The following is a 24847-nucleotide window of genomic DNA, read 5'->3' as shown; positions in this document are numbered from 1 at the left end:
ATCATCTCCCGGTGCCCGTGAAGAACTTCCGCGTTCCGCTCGCCGCGACGCTGGCCGCGCTGGCCGGCGTGGCGGCCCTGCTGACCGGCCCACTCCCCCGCCACGAGCCGGTGAACGCCAGCCTGGCCCGACTGCCCGGCACCGACCGGGCCGAACACGGCGCACCCGGCACGGGTGACCCGGCGGACGTCCCGGGCGCGACCGGGACAGCTGGGGCCGGCGGCCCGGGTACGCCGGCGTCACCCGAGCCGGCCACCGCCTCGCCGCCGGCAGCCGGGGCGAGTTCCGCAGCGCCGCCCGGCGCGACCCGACCCGGCACCCGGCCGCCCGTGGTCGACCACGGGCCGCGCACCGGCAACAAGGTGGCACTCACCTTCGACGCGGACATGACCGACGCGATGCGGCGCCAACTGCGCAGCGGCGCGGTGCGGTCGTACGCGAACCTGGCGATCATCGACCTGCTGGAGCGGGAGCAGGTGCCCGCGACGTTCTTCCTCACCGGCAAATGGGTCGAGCAGTACCCGCAGGTGACCCGGCGGCTGGCCGGCAACCCGCGCTTCGAGCTGGCCAACCACACCTACGGACACCTGGCCTTCACCCCGGACTGCTACCAACTGCCCCGGATCCGGGAGCGGGACATGACCGCCGACGTGGCCCGGACGTTCGACGTGATCGCGCCGTACGGAGGCCGGCAGACCCGCTACTTCCGCTTCCCCGGCCTCTGCCACGACCGCACCGCACTGACCGCCCTGGCACCGCTCGGCGTCACCGTGGTGGACGGGGACGTGGTGAGCGGCGACCCGTTCGCGACCTCGTGGCGGCCACTCGTCCGGGCGGTCCTGTCGCAGGTGCGCCCCGGTTCGGTGATCATCATGCACGTCACCGAGGCGAACGCGCCGATGACCGACGAGGCGCTGCCGCACATCCTGGCCGGCCTGGCCGAGCGGGGGCTGCAACCGGCGCCGCTCTCCGAGGTGCTCGCCGACCCGTTGCGGTGACAGCGGCCGGGCGGGGCGCGCCGGCCGGGCGGGGCGGCCGATCCGCAGCCAGCCGACTCGGCAGAAGCCTAAAATCGTGGCAAAAGCCCGAGGAGGCCGGCATGACCGCAGCGATGCAGATGCCCCGCGTCGAGGAGTGCGTCGTCGCGGCGTGCGCGTACAACCAGACCGGCGACTGCCACGCCTTCGCCATCACCATCGGCAGCGCCGACCACGCGCACTGCCACACCTTCGTGGAGCTGCCGGTGCGCGCCGGTGTGGCCGACCTGATCGCCCAGGTCGGAGCCTGCCAGCGGGCCGACTGCCGGCACAACCAGCAGTTGGAGTGCCAGGCTCCGGCGATCCGGGTCGGCCCGGACAACGACCTCGCCGACTGCATGACCTACGACGAGCGCTGACCCCGGCCGCCGCCGGCGGTCCGGTCGGCTCAGGCCAGGCCGTTGGCCTCCCGGATCACCGTGACCAGCTCGTCGATGATGCCGGTGAGGGCGAAGTCCTTCGGGGTGAAGACCCGGGCCACGCCGGCGGCGCGGAGCTGGTCGGCGTCCCCGGCCGGGATGATGCCGCCGACCACCACCGGCAGGTCGCTCCGGCCGGCGGCGCGCAGCCCGTCCAGCACCGCCGGCACCGCCGCCAGGTGCGAACCGGAGAGCACGGAGAGCCCGACCAGGTCGACGTCCTCCTCGACGGCGGCCGCGACGATCTGCCCGGCGGTCAGCCGGATGCCCTGATAGACCACCTCGAAGCCGGCGTCCCGGGCCCGCACCGCGATCTGCTCGGCGCCGTTGGAGTGCCCGTCCAGACCGGGCTTGCCGACCAGCAACCGCAGCCGGCCGCTGCCCAGCTCCCGGGCGGTGGCGGTGACCCGGTCCCGCACGTCGGCGAGTCCCGCGTCGGCGCCGGCACCGGCACCCCCGGTCAGCCCGGTCGGCGCCCGGTACTCGCCGAAGACCTGGCGCAGCGCGCCCGCCCACTCGCCGGTGGTCACCCCGGCCCGTACACATTCCAGCGTCGCCGGCATCAGGTTCGCGCTGGTCGCCGCGTCAGCGCGGAGCCGGGTCAGCGCCGAGTCGACCGCCGCGCCGTCCCGCCCGGCCCGCCATCGGCGTACGCCGGCCGAGGCGGCGGCCTCCACTGCCGGGTCCACCTGCTCGACCGCCTCCGCGCCGGCCGCGGTCAGCGGTGACTCCTCGGTCTCGGTGAACCGGTTGACTCCGACCACCACGTCCGAGCCGCTCTCCATCCGGCGCCGCCGGTCGGCCAGCGAGGCGACCAACGCGCTCTTCAGGTAGCCGGTCTCCACCGCGGCGACCACGCCGCCCATCTCCAGCACCGCGTCCAGCTCGGTCCGGGCCCCGGTGACGATCTCGTCCACCAGCGCGGTCATCACGTGTGAGCCGGCGAAAAGGTCGGGGTATTCGAGCAGGTCCGACTCGTACGCGAGCACCTGCTGCATCCGCAGCGACCACTGCTGGTCCCAGGGCCGGGGCAGGCCGAGCGCCTCGTTCCAGGCGGGCAGTTGCACCGCGCGGGCCCGGGCGTCGCGGGAGAGGGTGACCCCGAGCATCTCCAGCACGATGCGCTGGATGTTGTTCTCCGGCTGGGCCTCGGTCAACCCGAGCGAGTTGACCTGCACTCCGTAGCGGAACCGGCGCTGCTTCTCCTCGGTCACGCCGTACCGGTCCCGGGTGATCTCGTCCCAGAGCGCGCCGAAGGCGCGCATCTTGGCGATCTCCTCGACGAAGCGCACCCCGGCGTTGACGAAGAACGAGATCCGCTGCACCACGTCGCCCATCCGCTCGGCGGGCACCTGGCCGGAGTCGCGGACAGTGTCGAGCACGGCGACCGCGGTGGCCAGCGCGAAGCCGACCTCCTGCACCGGGGTAGCGCCCGCCTCCTGCAGGTGGTAAGAGCAGATGTTGACCGGGTTCCACCGCGGCATCTCGCGCAGCGTGTACGCGATGACGTCGGCGGTCAGCCGCAGCGACGCCGCCGGCGGGAAGATGTGCGTCCCCCGGGACAGGTACTCCTTGATGATGTCGTTCTGGGTCGTCCCGGCGAAGCGGGTCGGCTCGGCGCCCTGTTCCTGGCCGACCGTGGTGTAGAGGGCGAGCAGCCACATCGCTGGCGCGTTGATGGTCATCGAGGTGTTCATCTCGCCGAGCGGGATGCCGTCGAAGAGGGCCCGCATGTCGCCGAGGTGGGCGACCGGCACACCGACCCGGCCCACCTCGCCGGCGGCCAGCTCGTGGTCGGGGTCGTACCCGGTCTGGGTGGGCAGATCGAAGGCGACCGACAGGCCGGTCTGCCCCTTGGCGAGATTGCGACGGAAGAGGGCATTGGTCGCGGCGGCCGAGCTGTGCCCGGCGTAGGTGCGCATCACCCAGGGACGGTCGCGCTCCGGCAGCCGCCCCGGGAGGGCCTTCTCGTCCATGGCCGGAGTCTAAGTTACCGTTCAGTCACCTGGGCTGTGGAAAACCACACAGGTCCATGGAGGGGACGTCCGGGCGCGAAGGGCGCGACATGGCGGCGACCACCACACCCCGCCCAGCCCACCGCCGCGCCCAGGCCGCACACTTGACGCATGGATGACGAGCTCGCGATCTCGGTGCGAGGGCTGCGCAAGGCGTACGGCGACAACGTCGCGGTGGCCGGCCTGGACCTCGACGTCCGTCGCGGTGAGGTGTTCGCCCTGCTCGGCCCGAACGGCGCGGGCAAGACCACCACGGTGGAGATCCTGGAGGGCTATCGCCGCCGGGACGCCGGCGAGGTCACCGTGCTGGGCAGCGATCCGGCGGCGCCGGCTGCCGACTGGCGGTCCCGGGTGGGCATCGTGCTCCAGGGCACCGGCGAGTTCGACGAGCTGACCGTCGCCGAGGTGGTCCGGCACTTCGCCGGCTTCTATCCCGACGCCGACGACCCGGACAAGGTGATCGAACGCGTCGGGCTGGCGGCCAAGGCCCGGGCCCGTACGCACACCCTCTCCGGCGGGCAGAAGCGCCGCCTCGACGTGGCGCTGGGCATCGTCGGCCGGCCCGAGCTGCTCTTCCTGGACGAGCCGACCACCGGCTTCGACCCGGAGGCGCGCCGGGAGTTCTGGGAGCTGATCCGCGACCTGGCCGCCGCCGGCACCACCATCGTGCTCACCACCCACTACCTGGACGAGGCGGAGGCGCTGGCCGACCGGGTCGGTGTGATCGCCGGTGGCCGGCTGGTCGAGGTGGCCGCGCCGGACCAGCTCGGCAACCGCCAGGAGGCGCTGGCGACCGTCTCCTGGCGTACCCCGGAGGGCGCGGTGCAGAGCGCGCAGAGCGCGACGCCGACGGCGCTGGTGGCGGAGCTGGCCGCGCGCCACGGCGGCGAGGTGCCCGGGCTGACCGTGACCCGGCCGACCCTGGAAGACATCTATCTCACGATGATCGGACACCGATGACCACCACCACGAAGCCGGCGGCTCCGGTCGCCGCCAGCCCGGGCCGGCGGCCCGGTCCGGTCGCTCTCGGGCTGCGGCAGGGCCGGCTGGAGATCACCCAGTTCCTGCGCAGCCGGGAATCCGTCGTCTTCACGATGGGCTTCCCGGTCATCATGATCCTGATCTTCGCGGCGATCTTCAGCGACGAGATCGCTCCCGGGGTCAGCTACACGCAGTACTTCATCACCGGCATGATCGCCACCGGCCTGATGACGGTGAGCTTCCAGAACCTCGGCATCTGGATCCCGATCGAGCGGGACCGCGGGGTGTTGAAGCGCTACCGGGGCACGCCGATGCCGAAGTGGGTCTACTTCGCCGGCAAGGTGCTCATGGTGGTGGCGATCGGCGTCGCGGAGACCCTGCTGCTGCTCGCCGTCTCGGTGGCGTTCTTCGACCTGGACCTGCCGGGCAGCTCCGGGCGGTGGCTCACCTTCGGCTGGGTCTCCCTGCTCGGGGTGACCGCCTGCACGCTCTGCGGCATCGCCATCTCCTCGCTGGCCCGCACCGCACGCAGCGGCTCCGCGGTGGTCACCCCGGTCGCGCTGGTGCTCCAGTTCATCTCCGGGGTGTTCTTCGTCTTCACCGAGCTGCCGAGCTGGATGCAGCAGGTGGCCGCGCTCTTCCCGCTCAAGTGGATGTGCCAGGGGCTGCGCTCGGTCTTCCTGCCGGAGAGCTTCGGCGGCCAGGAGCCCGGCGGCTCGTTCGAGCTGGGCCGGGTCGCGCTGGTCCTCGGCGCCTGGTGCGTGATCGGCCTGGTGCTCTGCCTGACCACCTTCCGCTGGACCACCAAGCGGGACGGCTGATCCACCGCGGCGGTTCCGGCGCCGCCGGTCGAGCCTCCCCGCTCACCCCCCGGCGGCGAGCGCGGCACCGAGCGGCGTACGCCAGTAGAGCACCTCGCGCCCGGACCGCCGTTTGCTGACGGCGCCCGCGTCGAGCAGCACCCGCAGGTGATCACTCACCGTCCCGAGGGACAGCCCGGTCACCACCACCAGCTGCGAGGTGCTCAGCGGCGCGTCCAGCCGGGCCAGGATGTTGGCCCGGTTCGCGCCGATCAGCCGGGCGAGCCCATCGGGCGCCCGTGAGGCGGGATCCACCAGGATCCCGCGGACCGGATAGACCATCCCGAACCGCGCGGGCAGGTCCCACACCACCCAGCCGCGCCGGCAGTGCGCCGGCAGGAAAACCAGCTGCTCGGCCCGCTCCAGCGACAGCGGCGGGTCGGGATAGTCGTTGATCTGGAGCCGACCGTCGCCCAGCCAGCGCATGTCGCGGTTGAGGTCGGCGACCACCCCCGCCCAGCCGCCCGTGCTCAACGCGCTGGTGCGGGCGACGATGTCCGCCCGCAACCGGCGTTCCCGCTCCGGCCACTCCGGCTCGACGGTGTGCCTCCAGACCCAGTCGAGCAGCTCCACCACCTGACCGGTGAGGCCGTCCGCCAGCAGCTCGGTGGCGAGCGACTCCGGGCGGGTGGCCCGCAGGTCGGCCCGGATCTGGTCGTCGGACAACCGGCCGACGGCCGCCAGCTCGGCCGGGAAGGTCGGTTCCGGCTGGGCGGGCGCGATGGTGAAGAAGTCGGCGATCCAGCGGGGGTTGAACGACGCGGACAGCAGCGCCCGGGCCACCGGCCGGGCGGCCAGCATCCTCCGGAACGCCTCGACATGCGGCCCTGCCCAGGCCCGCTGCCAAGGCGTACGCGGGTAGTACAGCGCGCGCAGCGCGGCGACCGTCTCGACCATCGGCGAGACCGTGAAGCGGCTGCGCGCGAGCAGATCCGACGGCACCTGCCAGACGCCCATGTTTCGCCTCCAGACGTAACTCTAGGAGACGCACCCGGCATCCCGGACGATCGTCCCGTGAGGACGTACGCAGACCTGTTCGCCGCCCGCGAGTTCCGCAACCTGTTCCTGGCCAACTGCGCGGGGATCGCCGCGCACACCACATCGGCGCTGGCGCTCGGCGCGTTGACCTACGCGTCCACCGGCTCGGCGCTGCTCACCGCCCTGAGCATGTTCGGCGCACCGCTGGCCGGCGTGCTCGGCAGCCTGACGTTGCTGTCGGCCGCGGACAGCCTGCCGCCCCGCCGGGCACTGACCCTCACCGCGCTGCTGGTCGCCGCCGGAGCGGCGGTGCAGGCGGTACCCGGGCTGCCGCTGTGGGCCCGCTTCGCGATCATCTTCGTCAGCGCGTACGTCGGCTCGATCACCGGTGGGGCCCGGTGGGCCCTGCTCACCGACATCGTCCCCGCCAACGCCTACGTACTGGCCCGGGCCACCATGAACACGAGCGTCGGGGTGATGCAGATCGCCGGGTTCGGGCTGGCCGGCGCCCTGCTCGTCTGGCTGAGCCCGTACCAGGTGTTCCTGCTCGCCGCGGCGCTGCGGGCGGTGGCCGCCGCGGTGGGCTGGTTCGGGCTGGCCGAACGCCCGGTCCGGGTCACCGAGCGGACGACGATCACGCGCACCCTCCGGGTGAACAGGGAACTGTGGGCACACCCGGGCCGCCGGTCGCTCCTGCTGAACCTCTGGGTGCCCAACGGGCTGATCGTCGGGTGCGAGGCGCTCTTCGTCCCGTACGCCGGCGACCGCGCCGGCTTCCTCTTCGCCGCCGCCGCCCTCGGCATGCTGACCGGGGACGTGGTGGTCGGGCGGTTCCTGACCGCGGCCCGCCGGGAGCGGTGGATTCCCGCCCTGCGGTTGCTGCTCGCCGTCCCCTACCTGGTGTTCCTGCTGTCGCCGCCGCTACCGGTGGCCATGCTCGTCGCGCTGGTCGCCTCGGTCGGCTTCGCCGCCGCGCTGCCGTTGCAGGAGCGGCTGATCGCCCACTCGCCACCCGAGGCCCGCGGCCAGGTGCTCGGCCTGCACCAGAACGGCATGCTGGCCGGGCAGGCGGTGTGCGCCGCGCTCGCCGGCGCGGTCGCGGACCTGGTCCCGACATACTCGGCCGTCGCGCTGCTGGCCGGGGCGTCGCTGGCCGCCACCGTCGCGCTCACCCCGGGGCTGCGGCGGACCGCCCCCGAAGCCGTCCCGGCGATACCGGCACCGTCGGCCTGAGCACGGCGCCGGGCGCCGGCGACCACCCGCCCCGCGCGGGGCGAGCGCCGCCGGCGCCCGGCGTCGCTGTCGGCTCAGTACGTGTAGAAGCCCTTGCCGGTCTTGCGGCCGAGGTCGCCCGCGGTGGCCATCCGCTGGAGCAGCTCCGGCGGGAAGAACTTCTCATCGGCCGTGTCGGTGTAGATGTTCTTCGCCGCGTGCAGCAGCACGTCGACCCCGGTCAGGTCGGTGGTGGCCAGCGGGCCCATGGCGTGGCCGAAGCCGAGCCGGCAGGCGGTGTCCAGTTCCTCGGCCGACACCACGCCGGACTCGACCAGCTTGACCGCCTCGACCACCAGCGCGGCGATCAGCCGGGTGGTGACGAACCCGGCGATGTCCCGGTTGACCACCACCACCGTCTTGCCGATCTCCTCGGCGAACGCCTTGGCGGTGGCCAGCGTGGCGTCACTGGTCTTGTAGCCCCGGACCAGCTCGCAGAGCTGCATCATCGGCACCGGCGAGAAGAAGTGGGTGCCGACCACGGACTCGGGGCGCTCGGTCACCGCGGCGATCTGGGTCACCGGGATGGCCGACGTGTTGGTCGCGAGGATCGCGTCGGACTTGCAGATCTTGTCCAGCGCCCGGAACACCTCGTGCTTGATCTCCAACCGTTCGAAGACCGCCTCCACCACGATGTCCGCGTCGGCGGCGGCCTCCAGATCGGTGGTCGGGGTGATCCGGCCCAGCACCGCCTCGACCTCGGAAGCCTCGATCTTGCCCTTCTCGGCGAACTTCTCCAGCGACTTCCGGATGCCGGCGACGCCCCGGCCGGTGGCCGTGTCATCCAGGTCCCGCAGCGTCACCTGCCAGCCCGCCTGCGCCGCCACCTGGGCGATCCCGGAGCCCATCAGCCCCGCCCCGACGACTGCGAGTCGACCCGCCATCTGCTTCTCCCTCGCCTGATTGAGTGTCTGCCAGCACCCTAGTCGGCGAGCCTGAACGACCGCTAAGCCGTCTCCGAGGTCAGATGGTCAACTCCGGCTCCTCCGGGGCGGTGCCGCGCTCGACCTCCACGCCCAGCGCCCGCAGATCGGCGACGAAGTCCGGGTAGCCGCGGTCGACGTGGTGCACGTGCGAGACCTCGGTTACCCCGTCCGCGCAGAGGCCCGCGATGATCAGCCCCGCTCCGGCCCGGATGTCGGTGGCCCGCACCGGCGCCCCGGAGAGGCTGTCCCGGCCCCGTACCACCGCGTGGTGCCCGTCGGTCTTGATGTCGGCGCCGAGGCGCATCATCTCGTTGGCGAACATGAACCGGCCGTCGAAGATGTTCTCCGTGATCAGCGACGCGCCGTCGCTCACCGCGGCCAGCCCGATCGCCATCGGCAGCAGGTCGGTGGCGAAGCCGGGGAACGGCAGGGTCACCACGTCCACCGCGACCGGCCGCTCGTCCATCCGGATCCGGAAGGCGTCCCCCCGGGTCTCCACCAGCCCCCCGGCGGCGACCAGCTTGTCCAGCGCGACCTCCAGGAAGGCCGGGTCGGCCCCGGTCACCGTCACGTCGCCCCGGGTCATCGCCGCGCCGAACGCCCAGGTGCCGGCGACGATCCGATCCCCCACCGTGGCGTGGCGCACCGGCCGCAGCGCGGGTACCCCCTCGATGTGCAGGGTGGACGTGCCGGCGCCGGAGATCTGCGCGCCCATCTGCTGGAGCATCGTGCAGATGTCCACGATCTCCGGTTCCCGGGCCGCGTTGTCGATCACCGTGGCGCCGCGCGCCAGCACCGCCGCCATCACCAGGTTCTCGGTGGCGCCCACGCTCGGGAAGTCCAGCATGATCTCGGCGCCGTGCAGGCCGTACGGCGCGGAGGCGATGACGAAGCCGTGCTCGCCGGAGATCTCGGCGCCCATCCGGGTCAGACCGGAGATGTGCATGTCCAGGCCGCGCGAGCCGATGGCGTCGCCGCCCGGGTGGGCCACCCGCACGTACCCCCGACGGGCCAGCAGCGGGCCGAGCACACAGATCGAGGCCCGCAGCCGGCGGACCAGGTCGTAGTCGGCGTCCGCGCCCGGTTGCTCGGGCACGTCGATGGAGACCGACCGGGACCGGGCCACCCCGCCCCGGGCCACCATCGGGTCCACCGGGTCGTCCGCGTCGAACCGGACGTCACAGCCGAGCCGGCGCAGTACCTCACCCATGATCGCGATGTCGGTGATCCGCGGGACGTTGGTGATCACGCTGCGCCCGGGCGCGAGCAGTGCGGCCGCCATCAGCTTCAATGCCGAGTTCTTGGCCCCGACGACATGCACCGTGCCGGCCAGCCGGGCACCGCCGGCGACCCGGATGACGTCGATGTCGTTGACCGCGGTATCACCGGCGTCACCCGGCCCGACCGCTGCCGGCCAGCCGGCGACGGCATCCGGCCGCGCCGGGATCGTCAGGTCCGGTATCCGTAGGCTGTGCGTCATGGCCGTCCACCTCACGCGCATCTACACCAAGGCCGGCGATGCCGGCATGACAAGGCTGAGCAACAACGAGCAGGTGCCGAAGACCGATCCACGGATCGCCGCGTACGCCGACGTCGACGAGTGCAACGCGGCGATCGGCGTCGCGCTCGCCCTGGGGCAGCTCGACGACGAGCTGCGGGTGGTCCTCGGGTCGATCCAGAACGACATGTTCGACGTGGGTGCCGACCTGTCCACCCCCGTCGAACCGGAGCCGAAGTATCCGCCGCTGCGCGTCACCGAGGAGTACGTCGAGCGCCTCGAGGGCTGGTGCGACGAGTACAACGCGCGCCTGAGCAAGCTCGACTCCTTCATCCTCCCCGGCGGCACCGCGGGTGCGGCACTGCTGCACGTGGCGCGGACCACCGCCCGGCGTGCCGAGCGTGCGGCATGGGCGCTGGTCAGCCACGATCCGGAGCGGACCAGCACTCTCCCGGCAAAGTATCTCAACCGACTCTCTGATCTGCTCTTTATCCTGGCAAGAACGGCAAATCCGGCCGGAGATGTGCTATGGGTCCCGGGCGGGACGCGCTGACGGTCGGCGCGCTGCACCACGTCGAGCTCTGGATCCCCGACCTGGCCCCCGCCACACACAGTTGGGGCTGGCTCCTCGGCGAGCTGGGCTGGACGCCGTTCCAGGAGTGGCCGGCCGGGCGGTCCTGGCGGCTCGGCCCGACGTACCTGGTGCTGGAGCAGTCGCCGGCGATGAGCGACGGGCGACACGACCGGCTCGCGCCGGGGCTCAACCACCTCGCCTTCCACGCCGGTCCGCCGGCCGCGGTGGACCGGCTGGTCGACGCGGCGCCGGGGTATGGCTGGACCCTGCTCTTCCCGAACCGGCACCCGCACGCCGGCGGCCCGCAGACCTACGCCGGCTACCTCAGCGACGGTCAGGGCTACGAGGTGGAGCTGGTCGCCGGGTGATCCCGGGACCAGCGTCCGCTCAGTGTCCGGTGCCGTCCAGCACCCCCCGTCGGCTACGTACCCCGCGGCCGGGGCCCGGACGCCGCGACCGCGGTCCGGGCCCGGCCGGGGTGCGCCCCCGCCGCGCCGGCCCGGCACAGGATCGGGCCGACCGGGCCCCCCGGCGCACCCGGACCCGGCGTACGAGCAGGACCACGCCGACCACCACGGCGACCGCCGCCCCGGCGGCGGCCAGCGGGCCCGTCGGCACACCGCCGGCGAGGTACCCGATCAGCACCGTCCCCGGCACCCAGACGAGCACGCCGACTCCGTCGAAGAGCACGAACCGCCGGTACGGCAGCCCGACCGCGCCGGCCACCCGGGGCACCAGGGTCCGGACGAACGCCGTCCACCGGCCCACCAGCACGGCCGGGCCGCCCCGAGTGGCCACGAGGGTCTCGGCCCGTTGCCACCGGTCTGCGCCGACCCACCGCCCGAGCCGGCCCGCGCGGACCCGTGGCCCGAGCAGCCGCCCCTCCAGGTAGCCGAGCTGGTCGCCGGCGAAGGCGGCCAGCGTGGTGACCGCGAGCGCGGCGGCCAGGTCCAGTTCACCGGTGCGGGCGAGCAGGCCGACGGTGAGCATGGTGGTGGCCGCGGGGAGCACCAACCCGGCGAGCAGGCCGACCTCACCAGCGAGTACGAGTGCGGCGACCACCAGCACCATCGCGGGCGGCAGCCCGGTGAGCCGGTCGGTCAACGAGTCCAGGAACGTCACCCGTCCGACTGTGCCGCCCCGGCGGCGGCACGCCTTCCTGCCGCCGGCCGGCCCGGGTCCTCCACCTGGCCGGCCGGGTCGTGGGTCGCGGCCGCTCAGTCCCCGGCCCCGGGCACCGGGTTGAAGTCGTCGTCGACCAGGCCCAGCCGGTGGGCCACGACCGCGGCCTGCACCCGGTTGCGCAGGTCGAGCTTCTCCATCGCGGCCGAGACGTGGGTCTTCACCGTGGTGACGCCGAGGTGCAGGCGGGCACCGATCTCGGAGTTGGAGAGCCCGCCGCCGACCAGCGCCAGCACCTCCCGCTCCCGGGGGCTGAGCAGCCGCAGCCCGGGCTCCCGAGGCGCCGGCCGCCGCTCGCGGTCGTGGTCGGCGAGTGCCCGATGCACGATCCGGGCCAGGACCGGCGGGGCCAGCAGCGACTCGCCCCGGGCCGCCCGCCGGACGGCGTCGATCAGCTCCTCCGGCGCGCCGTCCTTCACGAGGTAGCCGACCGCACCGGCGCCGAGCGCGCCGTAGATGTCCGTGTCCTCGGCGAAGGTGGTCAGCACCAGGACCCGGGCGCCGGGCTGCCGGTCCAGGATCCGCCGGGTGGCCTCGATGCCGTCCAGCCGGGGCATCCGCAGGTCCATCAGCACCACGTCCGGGCGCAGCCGCTCGGCCAACCGGACCGCGTCGTGCCCGTCGCCCGCCTCGCCGACCACCTCGAACTCGCCGGCCGTCCGCAACAGCAGGCCCACACCGGCACGCACCAGCGCCTGGTCGTCCACCACGAGCACCCTGATCATCCGCTCTCCCTGATCGGTAACCGGGCCCGGACCTGCCAGCCGCCGCCGTCGGTGGCCGCCGCGGTCAGCGTCCCACCGAGCAACCCGACCCGCTCCCGCATCCCGGCGAGCCCGTGCCCGGAGGGTGGCAGCGCGGGGCGGGGTCGCACCGGTCCGCTGTCGCGTACCTCGACCACCAGGGCACCGTCGTCGGATCGGATGTCGACCGAGGCGGCGGCGCCCGGCCCGGCGTGCTTGAGCGTGTTGGTGAGCGCCTCTCGCACCACCCGGGCGGCGGTGGTCCGGACCACCAGCGGCGCGGCGGTCAGCGCGGCGGAGACGCTCACCCGCACCGCCACCCCCGCCTCGCGTACCCGTCGCTCGGCGTCCCGGATCACCTGCTCCGGTTCGAGCTGACCGCCGACCGGCTCGACCGCGTCCGGGTCGCGTAGCACCTTCAGCAGCTCGCGCAGCTCGTCGAGAACCTGCCCGGCGGTGTCCCGCAGCTCACCGAGGACCAGCACCGCCTCCTCGGTGCCGCCAGTGCGCTGCACCGCGTAGCGGGCGGAGCCGGCGCGCAGCGCGATCGCCGCGATGTGGTGCGCGACGATGTCGTGCAGGTCGCGGGCGATGCCGGCCCGCTCAGCCAGCCGGGCCGCCCGAGTCTCCACAGCCCGTCGGGTCTCCGCCTCCCGGGCCCGCTCCTCGGCCACCTGCGCGGCGTGCCGCACCCCGCGCAGGTAGCGCCCGAAGGCGACGGGCGCGGCGGCGACGCCGGCCAGCATCGCCAGTCGCAGCACCCCGAGAGCGCCGGAGAAGAGCCCAGCAGTGCCCGGATCGAGCACGTCCAGCACGGTCACGGTGCCGAAGAGCCCGAACGCCGCCGCCGTCGCCGGCCAGCTCGCCCGGTGCGCCACGAACCCGAGCGCGATGGCCGCCGCGAGCTGCGGGGTGTCGGTGCCGGTCCGGGCGACCGCGTCGCCGACCAGCATCAGTGCGCACTCACCGACCAGCACCGGCCACGGCAGCCGGCGTACGCCGATCAGGCCCAACCCGGCGACGACCGCGACGACGGTGGCCCACCCGTCGTTCGGCAGGCCCGCCGTGCTCAGCCGGGTGCTCGCCAGGCCCAGACCGGCCGCGACCAGCCCGAGCACCAGCTCGGGCCACCAGCCGCGTCGACCACCCTCCACCCGGCCACCTTACGGAGCCGCCGGCCGGGCACCGGTCCTCCAGCCGGCCGCCGCCCCTCCTCCGGGTGGCCGTTCGACCCCGCCCGAGGCCGCGCCACACCGAGCCGGCGCCACCGGCGGGCGGGTGCGGCGAGCTGGGCGCTCAGGTTGCCGGCCGGCGGAAGGCTCAGGCGACCAGGGCGGCGGCCGTCGGTTCAACGGGATCGCGCGGCCGTCGGTTCAGCGGGATCGCGCGGCAAGCGGCGCAGGCTCAGGCCGCCGGCCAGTCCTGGGAGGCCAGACGCGGCGAGACCGCCCCGGGTGGGGCGGCCTCGAGCCAGGAGAGAAAGCCGGTGACCGTGGATCGCGCCATGGCGATCTCCACCGGTGCATGGTGACTGGTACAGCGGAGGATGACCCAGTCGGCCGGCATGGAGAGCCGTTCCTGCCCCTCGGGCAGCCGCCGTCGCTCGACCGCCAACCCCTTGCGGGAGAGCACCCGCTTGGGCCGCAGCGCGAAGCTGAACATCCGGTACCAGCGAAGCTCGTCGCCGGCGAACCGGCCGAAGCCGGGCGACCAGCCCCGGCCGTCGAGCATCGTGGAGACCCGGACGCTGAGCCGGATGATGCCACCGCTACGGGTGACCAGGGCTCGCCGGACGAAGAGGAACAGGATCGCGCCGAGAAGGACAGCGAAGCCGATTCCGATCCCTTCGACGATCTCCATCGACGGTGGGGCTCAGCGACTCTGCGCGGAGTCGACCGGGGTGGCGCTCTCGGCGAGGACGGTGACACCCTCGGCGCTCACCGAGAGGAAGCCACCGGCCACCTCGTAGGAGACCTGCTGACCGCCGGCGAGCTTGATCCGGACCTGGCCGGGCTCGGCGAGCTGGCCGAGCAGAGGCGCGTGCCCGGGCAGCACGCCCAGCTCACCCTCGGTCGTCCGGGCAACCACCATCTCGGCGTCGCCGGACCAGACCTTCTCCTCGACGGCTACCAGCTCGACGTGAAGCTGCTGTGCCACGCTGTCTCCTTGCTGCGGCGGCGGATTGGGCAAAGTCTAGTCCGGCCGCCGCGGCGTCCCCAAGGCGGGTGGCGAGAGCTGGGCCACGACTCACTTGGTCTTGTTCTGGAACTCCGGGTGCTCCAGCAGGAACGGGTCGAGCTGCTCGTTGTGCAGGGCGGTGAAGAAGTCGTCCACGCCGGGCTGGAACTGCTCACCCTTGTACTTCTTGCCCTCGTAGACCCCACCGCCGGGCAGCTTGACCATCTGGATCGTGTTGGGGCGGATGTTCTTCAGCGCGATGGCGAAGTCGACCACGCTGCTCCCCCGACCGTTGAAGATCAGCGACTGGCCGGCGGCGCGGAGCACCCGATCCAGCTTGATCGGGTTGGTCACCACGTCCGCGCTGAACGCCTGGCCGACCATCGCCTTGACGAACTGCTGCTGGTGGCGCTGCCGCCCGTAGTCGGCGTCCGGGACGCCGTTCTTCGGGTAGCGCTGCCGGACGTAGTCCAGCGCCTGCCAGCCGGACAGGTGGCGGTTGCCCTTCTTGTACACCGCCTGCGGCCCGACGTAGCCCTCACCGTTGGGGTTGCCCTGACGGTGCACGCCGCTCGGCTCGCGGTGCTCGGACTTCACGTCGCGCTCGATGTACATGTCGACGCCGCCCATCGCGTCGACGATCTTCTGGAAGCCGGTGAAGTTGATGATCGCGCCGGCGTCGAAGCGCTTGATGCCGGTGACCTTCTGCACCGTCATGGCCAGCAGCTCGAAGCCGCGGGCGGCGTCCGGGTTCTCCCCGGGCACCCGGCTGCCGAAGGCCATCGCGGCGTTCAGCTTGGTGGTCTCGCCACTGAAGTTCGCCTTACTGAACTTGGGGATGTCGACGACGAGGTCCCGGGGCAGCGAGAAGAGGTAGGCCCGGTCCATCTCGGCGGGCACGTGCAGCACCATGATCGAGTCGGCCAGCGGCGGGGTCTCCGGATTGCGCGGGTCGATACCGACCAGCAGGATGTTGAGGGGGCCCTTGATGTCGCTCTTGCGCTCCTGGGCACCGGCGGCCTGGTCGCCGAAGAGGTCCGCCTTGCCGACCGCGCCCTCGTAGCGGGCCATCAGCACCTCGGTGCCGACCAGCACCGCGCCGCTGAGCACCATCAGCACGGTGCCGAAGACGGTGCAGATCCGGGCCCACCGCGGCACACCCCGCCAGATGGACTTCCTGCGGCCGTTCTTGCCGGCCTTACCCACGAGCATCTCCGATCGTCACGCCTATAAAGACGGCGCGCGTAGCCGAAACAGTTGCACGAATCAGCGCCCGATCCCGGCGAGCGCGCGTTGAACCGTACCGTGACGGCCACGCCGCTGCCGACCGCGACGACTCGGGCAGCGGCGATGATAGGTCCCGAAGATGAACAAAAGGCCGCCCCGGCATTGCCGGGGCGGCCTTTTTCCGGGCTTGGTCAGCCCTTCATCAGCTCCTGCGCCTTGCGCTCCAGGTCCTCGAGACCGCCGCACATGAAGAACGCCTGCTCGGGGAAGTGGTCGTACTCACCCTCGCTGATCTTCCGGAACGCCTCGATGGTCTCCTTGATCGGAACCGTCGAACCCGGCACGCCGGTGAACTGCTCCGCCGCGTAGGTGTTCTGGGACAGGAAGCGCTCGATCCGGCGGGCCCGGCCGACCGTGACCTTGTCCTCCTCGGAGAGCTCCTCGATGCCGAGGATGGCGATGATGTCCTGCAGGTCCTTGTAGCGCTGCAGGATCCGCTTCACCTCGGTGGCCACCTGGAAGTGCTCGGCGCCGACGAACTCCGGGGCGAGGATCCGGGACGAGGACGCCAGCGGGTCCACGGCCGGGTAGATGCCCTTGTCGGAGATCGACCGCTCCAGGTTGGTGGTCGCGTCCAGGTGGGCGAACGTGGTGGCCGGGGCGGGGTCGGTGTAGTCGTCCGCCGGCACGTAGATCGCCTGCATCGAGGTGATGGCCTGGCCCCGGACGGAGGTGATCCGCTCCTGGAGCTCGCCCATCTCGTCGGCCAGGGTCGGCTGGTAACCCACCGCGCTCGGCATCCGGCCGAGCAGGGTGGAGACCTCCGAACCGGCCTGGGTGAAGCGGAAGATGTTGTCGATGAAGAGCAGCACCTCCTGCTTCTTCACGTCGCGGAAGTACTCGGCCATGGTCAGCGCCGAGAGCGCCACCCGCAGCCGGGTGCCCGGCGGCTCGTCCATCTGGCCGTAGACCAGCGCGGTCTTGTCGATGACGCCGGACTCGGTCATCTCGGCGATGAGGTCGTTGCCCTCGCGGGTGCGCTCACCCACGCCGGCGAAGACCGAGGTACCACCGAAGTTGCGGGCCACTCGGGTGATCATCTCCTGGATGAGCACCGTCTTGCCCACGCCCGCGCCGCCGAACAGGCCGATCTTGCCGCCCTTGACGTACGGGGCGAGCAGGTCGATCACCTTGATGCCGGTCTCCAGCATCTCGGTCTTCGGCTCCAGGTCCGCGAAGGCCGGGGCCTTGCGGTGGATACCCCAGTGGTCGTCCGGGGTGAGCGTCTCGCCCTCGGTGAGGTTGAGGACCTCGCCGATCGCGTTGAACACGTGACCCTTGACCGCGTCGCCCACCGGCACGGTGATCGGCGAGCCGGAGTCGCGCACCTCCGCGCCGCGGACCAGGCCGTCGGTCGGCTGCATCGAGATGGCGCGGACCATGTTGTCACCCAGGTGCTGGGCGACCTCCAGGGTCAGCGTCTTCTCACCGCCGGACAGGTTCACGTCGACGTTCAGGGCGTTGAACAGGGCCGGCATGGCGTCGCGCGGGAACTCGGCGTCGACGACCGGGCCGATGACCCGGACCACGCGACCCGTGGCCGTCTTGGTCTCTACTGGGGCAGTCATCACACTTCACTTCCCGACGCGGCAAGCGCGTTCGCGCCGCCGACGATCTCGCTGATCTCCTGGGTGATCCCGGCCTGGCGGGCCGTGTTCATCTCACGCGTGTACTTCTCGATCATCTCTTCGGCGTTGTCGGTGGCGCTCTTCATCGCCCGCCGCCGGGCCGCCGACTCGCTCGCCGCCGACTCGATCAACGCCGCGTAGATCCGCGTGTTGATGTACTTCGGCAGCAGCGCGTCGAGCAGCGCCTCCGCCTCCGGCTCGAACTCGTACGCCGGCAGCAGCCCCTCGGAGCGCGGCCGGTCCTCGACCTGCATCGGACCAATGATCTTGGCGACCGGGGTCTGGGTCATCAGCGAGTGGAACTCGGTGTAGACGATGTGCAGCTCGTCGATGCCGACCACCCCGTCCACCCCGGCGCCGCCGTCGACGTCGTCCGCACCGGCCGTGAACGCCTTGATCAGCGTCTCGCCCACCGTGCGGGCGTCGGCGAACGCCGGCTGCTCGCTGAACCCGGTCCAGCTCTCCTCGATCGGCCGTTCGCGGAACCGGTAGAACCCGACACCCTTGCGCCCGACGACGTAGAGCACCGGCTCCTTGCCGTCGGCCCGGAGCCGGGCGATCAGCGACTCGGCCGTCTTGATCGCGTTGGAGCTGTAACCGCCGGCCAGCCCACGGTCGCTGGTGACCAGCAGGACGCCCGCCCGCCGCACCCGCTCGCGCGGGGTGAGCAGCGGGTGGTCGATCCGTGCGTTGGACGCCAGCGCCGTGAGCACACCGGTGATGGCCTGGGCGTACGGCAGGGACGCCTCCACCCGGGCCTGGGCCTTGGCGATCCGGCTCGTCGCCACGAGCTCCATCGCCTTGGTGATCTTCTTCATCGACTTCGCCGAGCGGATTCGTTGACGAAGAACGCGTACCTGGGCCGCCATGGGATCAGCTCTCGGCCGGGCGGTCGGTCGAGCCGTCGCGGAAGCGGGTCACCGTCTCGCGGGTCTCGTCACCCTCCAGCGGCGCGGCCGGCGCGTCGTTGACCCGACGCTCGTCCTCCTTGCCGAGGAAGACCTGCTTGAACTCGGTGATCGCCGCGTCCAGGGAGCCGATGATGTCGTCATCCCACTGGTTGTCGGCGATCCCGGCCAGCACACCCTCGTGCTTGTGCCGCAGGTACTGGAGGAACTCCGACTCGAAGCGCCGGACCTCACCCACCGGGATGTCGTCCAGCTTGCCCTCGGTGCCGGCCCAGACCGAGACGACCTGCTCCTGCACCGGGTACGGCGAGTAGTTCGACTGCTTGAGCAGCTCGACCAGGCGGGAACCGCGGTCCAGCTGGGCCCGGGAGGCCTTGTCCAGGTCGGAGGCGAAGGCGGCGAACGCCTCCAGCTCGCGGTACTGGGCCAGGTTGAGCCGCAGCGAGCCGGCGACCTTCTTCATCGGCTTCACCTGCGCGGCGCCACCGACCCGGGAGACCGAGGTGCCGACGTTGATGGCCGGCCGGACGCCCTGGTTGAACAGGTCGGTCTCGAGGAAGATCTGGCCGTCGGTGATCGAGATGACGTTGGTCGGGATGAAGGCCGAGATGTCGCTGGCCTTCGTCTCGATGATCGGCAGACCGGTCATCGAGCCGCCGCCCAGCTCGTCGGAGAGCTTCGCGCAGCGCTCCAGCAGGCGGGAGTGCAGGTAGAAGACGTCACCCGGGTAGGCCTCACGGCCCGGCGGGCGGCGCAGCAGCAGCGACACGGCGCGGTACGCCTCGGCCTGCTTGCTCAGGTCGTCGAAGACGATCAGGACGTGCTTGCCGCCGTACATCCAGTGCTGCCCGATGGACGAGCCGGTGTAGGGGGCGATGTACTTGAAGCCGGCCGGGTCCGACGCCGGGGAGGCCACGATGGTGGTGTACTCCATCGCGCCCGCCTCTTCCAGCTGGCCCTTGATCGAGGCGATCGTGGAGGCCTTCTGGCCGATGGCGACGTAGATGCAGCGGACCTGCTTCTTCGGGTCGCCGGAGCGCCAGTTCTCCCGCTGGTTGAGGATGGCGTCCAGGGCGACCGTGGTCTTGCCGGTCTTCCGGTCACCGATGATCAGCTGCCGCTGGCCCCGGCCGATCGGGGTCATCGCGTCGATCGCCTTGATGCCGGTCTGCAGCGGCTCGAACACCGACTGCCGGGCCATCACGTTCGGAGCCTGCAGCTCCAGCTCGCGGTAGCCCTCGTCGGCGATGTCGCCGAGGCCGTCGATCGGCTGGCCGAGCGCGTTGACCACGCGGCCGAGGAAGGCGTCGCCGACCGGCACGGAGAGCACCCGGTCGGTGCGCTTGACCCGCTGCCCCTCCTCCAGCTTGGCGGAGTCACCGAGAACGACGACACCGATCTCCCGGACGTCGAGGTTCAGCGCCACGCCGAGCGTGCCGTCCTCGAACTCCAGCAGCTCGTTGGTCTTGGTCGAAGGCAGGCCCTCGACGTGGGCGATGCCGTCGCCGGTGTCGGAGACGGTGCCGACCTCCTCGCGGGAGACGTCGGTCGAGTAGGACGAGACGTAGCGCTCCAGGGCGCTGCGGATCTCGTCCGTCGAGATGGTCAGCTCGGCCATCCTCTGCTTCCTTAAGTATCAGGGGCCCGGGATACCTAGTACCGACCGGTCCGAATGGCGTGTGTCATTCGCAGGCGCTGCGCGGCGGAGCCGGTCAGCGCTTCGCGAGCGCGTTGCGGGTCTCGTTGAGGCGGCGCAGGATGGTGCCGTCGTACAGGTCGGAGCCGACCCGCACGCTCACGCCACCCAGGACGTCGGGGTTCACCGTCTGTCGAACGGATACCTCCCGACCGTATATGGCGGAGAGCCGAGCGCCCAGCCGCTGCTCCTCCTCGTCACTCAACGGGGCCGCCACGGTGACGTACGCCACCTGCCGGTCCCGCCGCTCGGCGGCGAGTTCGACCAGCCGGGTGAGCGCGCCCGCGAAGGAGCGCCCGCCGAAGCCGGTCAACGCGAACCCGACGAGATAGCTGGTGACGGGCCGGGCCTTGTCCGCGAGCAGCTGGTCGACGAGGGTCGCCCGCTGTTCGGCGGGGGCCATCGGGTCGGAGAGCACGCTGGACAGCTGCGGGGAGCTGGCGACGACCTGCCCGAAGCGGAACAGCTCGTCCTCGACCTCGCCGAGGTCGCCGGCGGTGTCGGCGCTGGCCAGCAGCGCCGCCACGCCCAGCCGCTCGGTGGCGTCGAGCAGCTCCGACGGCGTCGACCACCGGCCGGAGACCAGCGCGCCGAGCAGGTCGAGCGCGTCCGCCCCGACCTTGCCGCGGAGCATCCCGTCGAGCAGGCCGGACCGGTCCTCGCCGGAGCGGGCCGAGTCGGCGAGCGCCCGGCGCAGCCGCGGCTCCCGCCGCAGCAGGGCGGCGACGGAGAGGATGTCGTCGGCGGTGGTGGCCACCGCCGACGGCTCCGCGCCGCGGACGTACGCGTCGAGGCGCTCGGCCGCGATCTTGTACGACTCCCGGCTGGCGGCCTGCATCAGCGGGCCCCCGCGCTCTCGAGGCCGCTCAGGAACCGGTCGACGGTGCCCTTGCGCCGCGCCTCGTCGGCGAGCGACTCGCCGACGATCTTGCTGGCCAGGTCCACCGCGATGGTGCCGACCTCGGTGCGCAGCTCGCGCACGATGGTGGCCCGCTCGGCGGCGAGCTGGTCCTTGCCCGCCGCGATGATCCGGTCGGACTCCTCCCGCGCCTTGGCGAGGATGTCCTGGCGGATGCCCTCGGCGTCGGCACGCGCGTCGTCCCGGATCTTGGCGGCGTCGGTACGCGCCTCGGCGAGCTGGGCGCGGTACTGCTCAAGCAGCTGGTTGGCCTCGGCCTGGGCGGCCTCGGCCCGCTTGATGCCACCCTCGATCGCGTCGACCCGCGCCTGGAACGTCTGCTCCATCCGGGGGAAGACGAACTTCATCAGCACGAAGCAGAGCACGATGAAGGCGATGCCACCGACCACGATCTCCTGCCAGAGCGGAAGGATCGGGTTGTGGCTGGTCTCACCGCCTTCTGCGGCGATCAGGAACATGGAGACCTCCCGGTCAACTCAGACGGGATCAGGCGCCAGACCAGACGAAGCCGAACGCGACGCCCAGCAGGGCCAGCGCCTCGATGACGGCGAAGCCGATCCAGACGTACGGCAGGGTCATCCGGGACGACTCGGGCTGGCGGGCGGTCGACTGGATGTAGGCGGCGAAGACCAGGCCGACGCCGATGCCCGGGCCGATGGCCGCGAGGCCGTAGCCGATGGCGGCGGTGCTGCCCTCTACCGCGGCGAGAACGCTAGCGTCCATTGGTGTGGTTCCTCCTGGTTATCACGCGTGACTCTCACGCGGGACGACAACGGTTGGTGCGAGGTGGATCAGTGTTCGTCGGCGAGCGCGCCCTGCACGTAGCTGGCGGTCAGCACCGTGAAGACGTAGGCCTGCAGGACGATCACCAGGAACTCGAGGAAGGTGAGCGCCACGGTCATCACCCAGGAGAGCACCGAGATCGGCGCCAGCAGGGCGTTGGCGTTGAGCATCGCGAAGCCGCCGAGGGTGAACACCAGCAGGAGCATGTGGCCGGCGAACATGTTCGCGAAGAGACGGACGGCGAGCGAGAACGGCCGGACGAGGAACGTCGAGAACGCCTCGATCGGGACCAGGATCGGCAGGATGTACCACGGCGCCGGCGGGATCAGTGAGTTCTTGAAGAACTTGCCCGCACCGTGGTGCTTGATGCCGGCGTAGATGAAGAGCACGTAGCTGATCGCCGCGAGGAACGCCGGGAAGGCGATGTGCGAGTTCGGCGAGATCTGGAACAGCGGCACGATCGCGAAGAAGTTGGTCACCAGGATGAAGCAGAAGAGCGTGGTGAAGTACGGCGCGAAGCGCACACCCGCGTGCCCGATCATGTCGACCGCGATGTTGTTCCGCACGAAGCCGTAGATCGACTCGGCGAACCACTGCTTCTTGGTCGGCACCAGCTGCGGCTTGCGGTAGCTGACCAGGAAGAACAGGATCAGGAGCCCGACCGCCAGCCACACCATGAACGTGATCTTGGTGAACCAGTAAGAGTTGTGCGCACCCCAGGGCAGGATGCTGGGCAGGTAGAAGTCCTCCACGCTGGGTGGGAATGTGACCTCGCCCTGTGCCAGGACGTTCGCCTGTCCGAACACCGCGTCCCTTCCTATTGAGGCGTGCCGAGCTTACGGATGACCAGGACGATTCCCCCGGCCATACCGAGCACGATGCCGATTCCGGTGGCGACACCACCGGTGTCGAGCCACCGGTCGACCAGCCAGCCAATGAAGCCCCAGACGAGCATCCCCGCGATCAGGTAGCTGAGCGCGGTCCAACCCTGGCCGGCACCGGACGGAACGTCGTCCGAGCCGCCAGTGTTGGGGGGTTTCTGGTCACCGGCCATGACGGGGCGAACGATATCAGTCGGGTGGACGAGGCTGTGCCTCACCCCCCGCACAACCTGGTTGTGTGGGACACGGGTGGGCGAAGTCTTCTCCGGGGCACGCTACTCCCCTTCCGGCAGGGAGAGAATGACCGATCGGGGACACATCGGCGGCGTGCCCGAAAGGTGGGACGGGCGGTGTCCGTCCAGCTAGCTCAGCCGCGGACCCGTCGAGCGTGGACCGTGGTCAGCCACCAGATGTGCACCCCGGTCCAGACCACCACGCCGGCGGCGATGCCCAGACAGAGCGGGATCAGGCCGGGCCAGCCGGTCGCGGCCACCGCGACCATCACGGCGCCGAGCAGGGTGAACTTGGCGACGTAGAGGCCCAGGCCGAACGGCAGCACCAGCTGCGTGTCGCGGGCGTCGGCCCAGGCCAGCACCACGGTGGTGAGCGTGTAGCTGAGCGCGGTGACGGCCACCCCGACGGCGGCGCCGAGCGCGGCGTCGGCCCCGTCGACGACCCCGCCGACCACCGCCGCGACCGCCGCCATGACCGCCGAGGCGATCAACAGCACCGGCAGGTGACGCAGTCGCCAGCCCCGGTCCTCGGCCGCCTCCGCCGCACGGGCCCCCGGCTCAGCCACGGGGGTACGCCGGGAACGTCGCGACCAGGTCGGCCACCTCGGCGCCGACCCGGGCCAGCTCGTCGGCGCCACCGGGCGCCGCGGGGTCGGCCCGGACCGCTCGGGCGATCAGCGCGGCGATCTGGCGCATCTCCCCCTGCCGCATGCCCTGGGTGGTGACGCTCGGCGTGCCCACCCGGATGCCGGAGGCGACCATCGGCTTCTGCGGGTCGTACGGGATGGCGTTCTTGTTCAGGGTGATCGCGGCGGCGTCGCAGCGCGCCTCGGCGTCCGCCCCGGTCACCCCGGTCCCGGTCAGGTCGATCAGGGCCAGGTGGGTGTCGGTGCCGCCGGAGACCGGCCGCATCCCCTCGGCCGCCAACCCGGCGGCGAGCGCCTGCGCGTTGCCGATCACCTGGGCGGCGTAGGTCCGGAACTCGGGCTGGGCGGCCTCGCGCAGGGCCACCGCCTTGGCCGCCACCGCGTGCATCAACGGCCCGCCCTGGGTGAACGGGAAGACCGCCTTGTCGATCCGCTGGGCCAACGACTCGCGGCAGAGGATCATGCCGCCGCGCGGTCCGCGGAGCACCTTGTGGGTGGTGAAGCAGACCACGTCGGCGTACGGCACCGGCGACGGGATGGCCCCACCGGCGACCAGTCCGATGAAGTGCGCCGCGTCCACCATGAGGTACGCGTCGACCTCGTCGGCGATCTCCCGGAACCGGGCGAAGTCGATCAGTCGCGGATAGGCGGTCGCGCCACAGATGATCATCTTGGGCCGGTGCGCCCGGGCCAGGTCCCGGACCTCGTCGTAGTCGATCAGCTCGGTGTCCCGCCGGACCGTGTAGCCCACCGTGTCGAACCACTTGCCGGAGAAGTTCACCCGGCTGCCGTGGGTGAGGTGGCCGCCGTGCGGCAGCTCCATGGCCAGCACCGTGTCACCCGGCTGCACCAGGGCGGCGTACGCGGCCAGGTTGGCGCTCGCGCCGGAGTGCGGCTGGAGGTTGGCGTGCTCGGCGCCGAAGAGGTCCCGGGCCCGGGCGATGCCGATCTCCTCGGCCCGGTCCACCTCGGCGCACCCGCCGTAGTAGCGCCGGCCCGGATAGCCCTCGGCGTACTTGTTGGTCAGCGTCGAGCCGAGCGCTGCCAGCACCGCGGGCGAGGTGAGGTTCTCGCTGGCGATCAGCTGCAACCCGCCGCGCAGCCGGTCCAGCTCGCCGAGCACCACCCCGGCGATCTCCGGATCGGTCGCCCGGAGCTGGTCGAAATCCGGCCCCCAGAAGGTGCTCGTCACGGTGTCCACG

The 24847-nt window shown here is 71.8% G+C and carries 27 protein-coding genes; 7 read left to right on the top strand and 20 right to left on the bottom strand.

Annotated elements, in window-relative coordinates:
* The first annotated feature begins 11 nt into the window (after positions 1-11).
* Together AB0C04_RS11365 and AB0C04_RS11360 are read left to right on the top strand one after the other, a co-directional pair.
* On the top strand, positions 12-998 hold the full coding sequence (locus AB0C04_RS11365) for a polysaccharide deacetylase family protein (protein ID WP_357051764.1): 987 nt from the start codon (positions 12-14) through the stop codon (positions 996-998).
* A gap of 101 nt (positions 999-1099) precedes the next feature.
* On the top strand, positions 1100-1396 hold the full coding sequence (locus tag AB0C04_RS11360) for a DUF1540 domain-containing protein (protein WP_357051761.1): 297 nt from the start codon (positions 1100-1102) through the stop codon (positions 1394-1396).
* 29 nt (positions 1397-1425) lie between these two features.
* On the opposite strand, the gene AB0C04_RS11355 is transcribed toward AB0C04_RS11360, so the two are convergent.
* The gene (locus AB0C04_RS11355; RefSeq protein ID WP_357051758.1) at positions 1426-3432 is read right to left on the bottom strand and encodes a protein meaA; all 2007 of its coding nucleotides are present in this window, start codon (positions 3430-3432) and stop codon (positions 1426-1428) included.
* Between the two features lie 150 nt (positions 3433-3582).
* On the opposite strand from AB0C04_RS11355, the gene AB0C04_RS11350 reads away from it, so the two are divergent.
* Together AB0C04_RS11350 and AB0C04_RS11345 are read left to right on the top strand one after the other, a co-directional pair.
* Positions 3583-4431, top strand: a complete 849-nt coding sequence (locus AB0C04_RS11350; RefSeq protein WP_357051755.1) for an ABC transporter ATP-binding protein — start codon at positions 3583-3585, stop codon at positions 4429-4431.
* Positions 4428-5273, top strand: coding sequence for an ABC transporter permease (locus tag AB0C04_RS11345; protein ID WP_357051752.1), 846 nt, complete (start codon positions 4428-4430; stop codon positions 5271-5273). Before AB0C04_RS11350 ends, AB0C04_RS11345 begins: the two co-directional genes overlap by 4 nt.
* A gap of 42 nt (positions 5274-5315) precedes the next feature.
* Here AB0C04_RS11345 and AB0C04_RS11340 read toward each other — a convergent pair whose 3' ends face one another.
* On the bottom strand, positions 5316-6269 hold the full coding sequence (locus tag AB0C04_RS11340) for a helix-turn-helix domain-containing protein (RefSeq protein WP_357051749.1): 954 nt from the start codon (positions 6267-6269) through the stop codon (positions 5316-5318).
* 57 nt (positions 6270-6326) lie between these two features.
* Here AB0C04_RS11340 and AB0C04_RS11335 point away from each other — a divergent pair, with 57 nt between their 5' ends.
* Entirely contained in the window at positions 6327-7523 is a 1197-nt protein-coding gene (locus tag AB0C04_RS11335; RefSeq protein ID WP_357051746.1) for an MFS transporter, read from the top strand.
* Between the two features lie 74 nt (positions 7524-7597).
* Here the strand turns inward: AB0C04_RS11335 and AB0C04_RS11330 are convergent, their stop codons facing one another.
* The gene (locus AB0C04_RS11330; RefSeq protein ID WP_357051743.1) at positions 7598-8446 is read right to left on the bottom strand and encodes a 3-hydroxyacyl-CoA dehydrogenase family protein; all 849 of its coding nucleotides are present in this window, start codon (positions 8444-8446) and stop codon (positions 7598-7600) included.
* Positions 8447-8525: 79 nt separating this feature from the next.
* Positions 8526-9968 (bottom strand): UDP-N-acetylglucosamine 1-carboxyvinyltransferase, encoded by a 1443-nt coding sequence (gene murA / locus AB0C04_RS11325; protein WP_357051740.1) that lies wholly within the window; start codon positions 9966-9968, stop codon positions 8526-8528.
* Here murA and AB0C04_RS11320 point away from each other — a divergent pair.
* Together AB0C04_RS11320 and AB0C04_RS11315 are read left to right on the top strand one after the other, a co-directional pair.
* Positions 9967-10539, top strand: coding sequence for a cob(I)yrinic acid a,c-diamide adenosyltransferase (locus AB0C04_RS11320; RefSeq protein ID WP_350871824.1), 573 nt, complete (start codon positions 9967-9969; stop codon positions 10537-10539). The two genes, murA and AB0C04_RS11320, sit on opposite strands and share 2 nt — an antisense overlap.
* Entirely contained in the window at positions 10515-10928 is a 414-nt protein-coding gene (locus AB0C04_RS11315) for a VOC family protein (RefSeq protein WP_357051736.1), read from the top strand. Before AB0C04_RS11320 ends, AB0C04_RS11315 begins: the two co-directional genes overlap by 25 nt.
* A gap of 19 nt (positions 10929-10947) precedes the next feature.
* Here AB0C04_RS11315 and AB0C04_RS11310 read toward each other — a convergent pair whose 3' ends face one another.
* The 16 genes from AB0C04_RS11310 to glyA form a co-directional block, all read right to left on the bottom strand.
* A complete protein-coding gene (locus AB0C04_RS11310; protein WP_357051733.1) occupies positions 10948-11682 on the bottom strand; it encodes a DedA family protein in 735 nt (244 codons plus the stop codon).
* Positions 11683-11777: 95 nt separating this feature from the next.
* Positions 11778-12467, bottom strand: a complete 690-nt coding sequence (locus tag AB0C04_RS11305; protein WP_357051730.1) for a response regulator transcription factor — start codon at positions 12465-12467, stop codon at positions 11778-11780.
* On the bottom strand, positions 12464-13639 hold the full coding sequence (locus AB0C04_RS11300; protein ID WP_357051726.1) for a histidine kinase: 1176 nt from the start codon (positions 13637-13639) through the stop codon (positions 12464-12466). Before AB0C04_RS11300 ends, AB0C04_RS11305 begins: the two co-directional genes overlap by 4 nt.
* A gap of 250 nt (positions 13640-13889) precedes the next feature.
* On the bottom strand, positions 13890-14345 hold the full coding sequence (locus AB0C04_RS11295) for a DUF2550 domain-containing protein (RefSeq protein WP_350871820.1): 456 nt from the start codon (positions 14343-14345) through the stop codon (positions 13890-13892).
* Positions 14346-14357: 12 nt separating this feature from the next.
* Complete coding sequence (locus AB0C04_RS11290; protein WP_350871818.1) at positions 14358-14642, bottom strand: F0F1 ATP synthase subunit epsilon; 285 nt, start codon at positions 14640-14642, stop codon at positions 14358-14360.
* A 90-nt stretch (positions 14643-14732) separates the two neighbouring features.
* Positions 14733-15875, bottom strand: a complete 1143-nt coding sequence (locus AB0C04_RS11285; RefSeq protein WP_357051722.1) for an LCP family protein — start codon at positions 15873-15875, stop codon at positions 14733-14735.
* Between the two features lie 206 nt (positions 15876-16081).
* Entirely contained in the window at positions 16082-17518 is a 1437-nt protein-coding gene (gene atpD, locus AB0C04_RS11280; RefSeq protein ID WP_350871814.1) for a F0F1 ATP synthase subunit beta, read from the bottom strand.
* Positions 17518-18447 carry a F0F1 ATP synthase subunit gamma gene (locus AB0C04_RS11275; protein WP_357051719.1) on the bottom strand — a complete coding sequence of 310 codons (930 nt, stop codon included), beginning with the start codon at positions 18445-18447 and terminating at the stop codon, positions 17518-17520. The genes atpD and AB0C04_RS11275 overlap by 1 nt, the downstream gene beginning before the upstream one ends.
* Positions 18448-18451: 4 nt before the next feature.
* On the bottom strand, positions 18452-20104 hold the full coding sequence (gene atpA, locus AB0C04_RS11270) for a F0F1 ATP synthase subunit alpha (protein ID WP_357051716.1): 1653 nt from the start codon (positions 20102-20104) through the stop codon (positions 18452-18454).
* A 94-nt stretch (positions 20105-20198) separates the two neighbouring features.
* The gene (locus tag AB0C04_RS11265; protein ID WP_357051713.1) at positions 20199-21020 is read right to left on the bottom strand and encodes a F0F1 ATP synthase subunit delta; all 822 of its coding nucleotides are present in this window, start codon (positions 21018-21020) and stop codon (positions 20199-20201) included.
* Positions 21020-21559, bottom strand: a complete 540-nt coding sequence (locus AB0C04_RS11260; RefSeq protein ID WP_357051710.1) for a F0F1 ATP synthase subunit B — start codon at positions 21557-21559, stop codon at positions 21020-21022. The genes AB0C04_RS11265 and AB0C04_RS11260 overlap by 1 nt, the downstream gene beginning before the upstream one ends.
* 28 nt (positions 21560-21587) lie before the next feature.
* Positions 21588-21824 carry an ATP synthase F0 subunit C gene (locus tag AB0C04_RS11255; RefSeq protein WP_091595532.1) on the bottom strand — a complete coding sequence of 79 codons (237 nt, stop codon included), beginning with the start codon at positions 21822-21824 and terminating at the stop codon, positions 21588-21590.
* Positions 21825-21892: 68 nt separating this feature from the next.
* A complete protein-coding gene (gene atpB / locus AB0C04_RS11250; RefSeq protein WP_350871804.1) occupies positions 21893-22690 on the bottom strand; it encodes a F0F1 ATP synthase subunit A in 798 nt (265 codons plus the stop codon).
* An 11-nt stretch (positions 22691-22701) separates the two neighbouring features.
* Positions 22702-22938, bottom strand: coding sequence for an AtpZ/AtpI family protein (locus AB0C04_RS11245; RefSeq protein ID WP_357051705.1), 237 nt, complete (start codon positions 22936-22938; stop codon positions 22702-22704).
* A gap of 194 nt (positions 22939-23132) precedes the next feature.
* Positions 23133-23564 carry a hypothetical protein gene (locus AB0C04_RS11240; RefSeq protein WP_357051703.1) on the bottom strand — a complete coding sequence of 144 codons (432 nt, stop codon included), beginning with the start codon at positions 23562-23564 and terminating at the stop codon, positions 23133-23135.
* The gene (glyA, locus tag AB0C04_RS11235) at positions 23557-24846 is read right to left on the bottom strand and encodes a serine hydroxymethyltransferase (protein WP_357051700.1); all 1290 of its coding nucleotides are present in this window, start codon (positions 24844-24846) and stop codon (positions 23557-23559) included. Before glyA ends, AB0C04_RS11240 begins: the two co-directional genes overlap by 8 nt.
* Between the last annotated feature and the right edge of the window lies 1 nt (position 24847).

Origin of the sequence: Micromonospora sp. NPDC048909 (assembly GCF_040649635.1) — a bacterium.
Taxonomy (GTDB): domain Bacteria; phylum Actinomycetota; class Actinomycetes; order Mycobacteriales; family Micromonosporaceae; genus Micromonospora.
The sequence above is the reverse complement of the archived record's forward strand: the minus strand, read 5'-3'. Positions and strand labels throughout refer to the sequence as shown.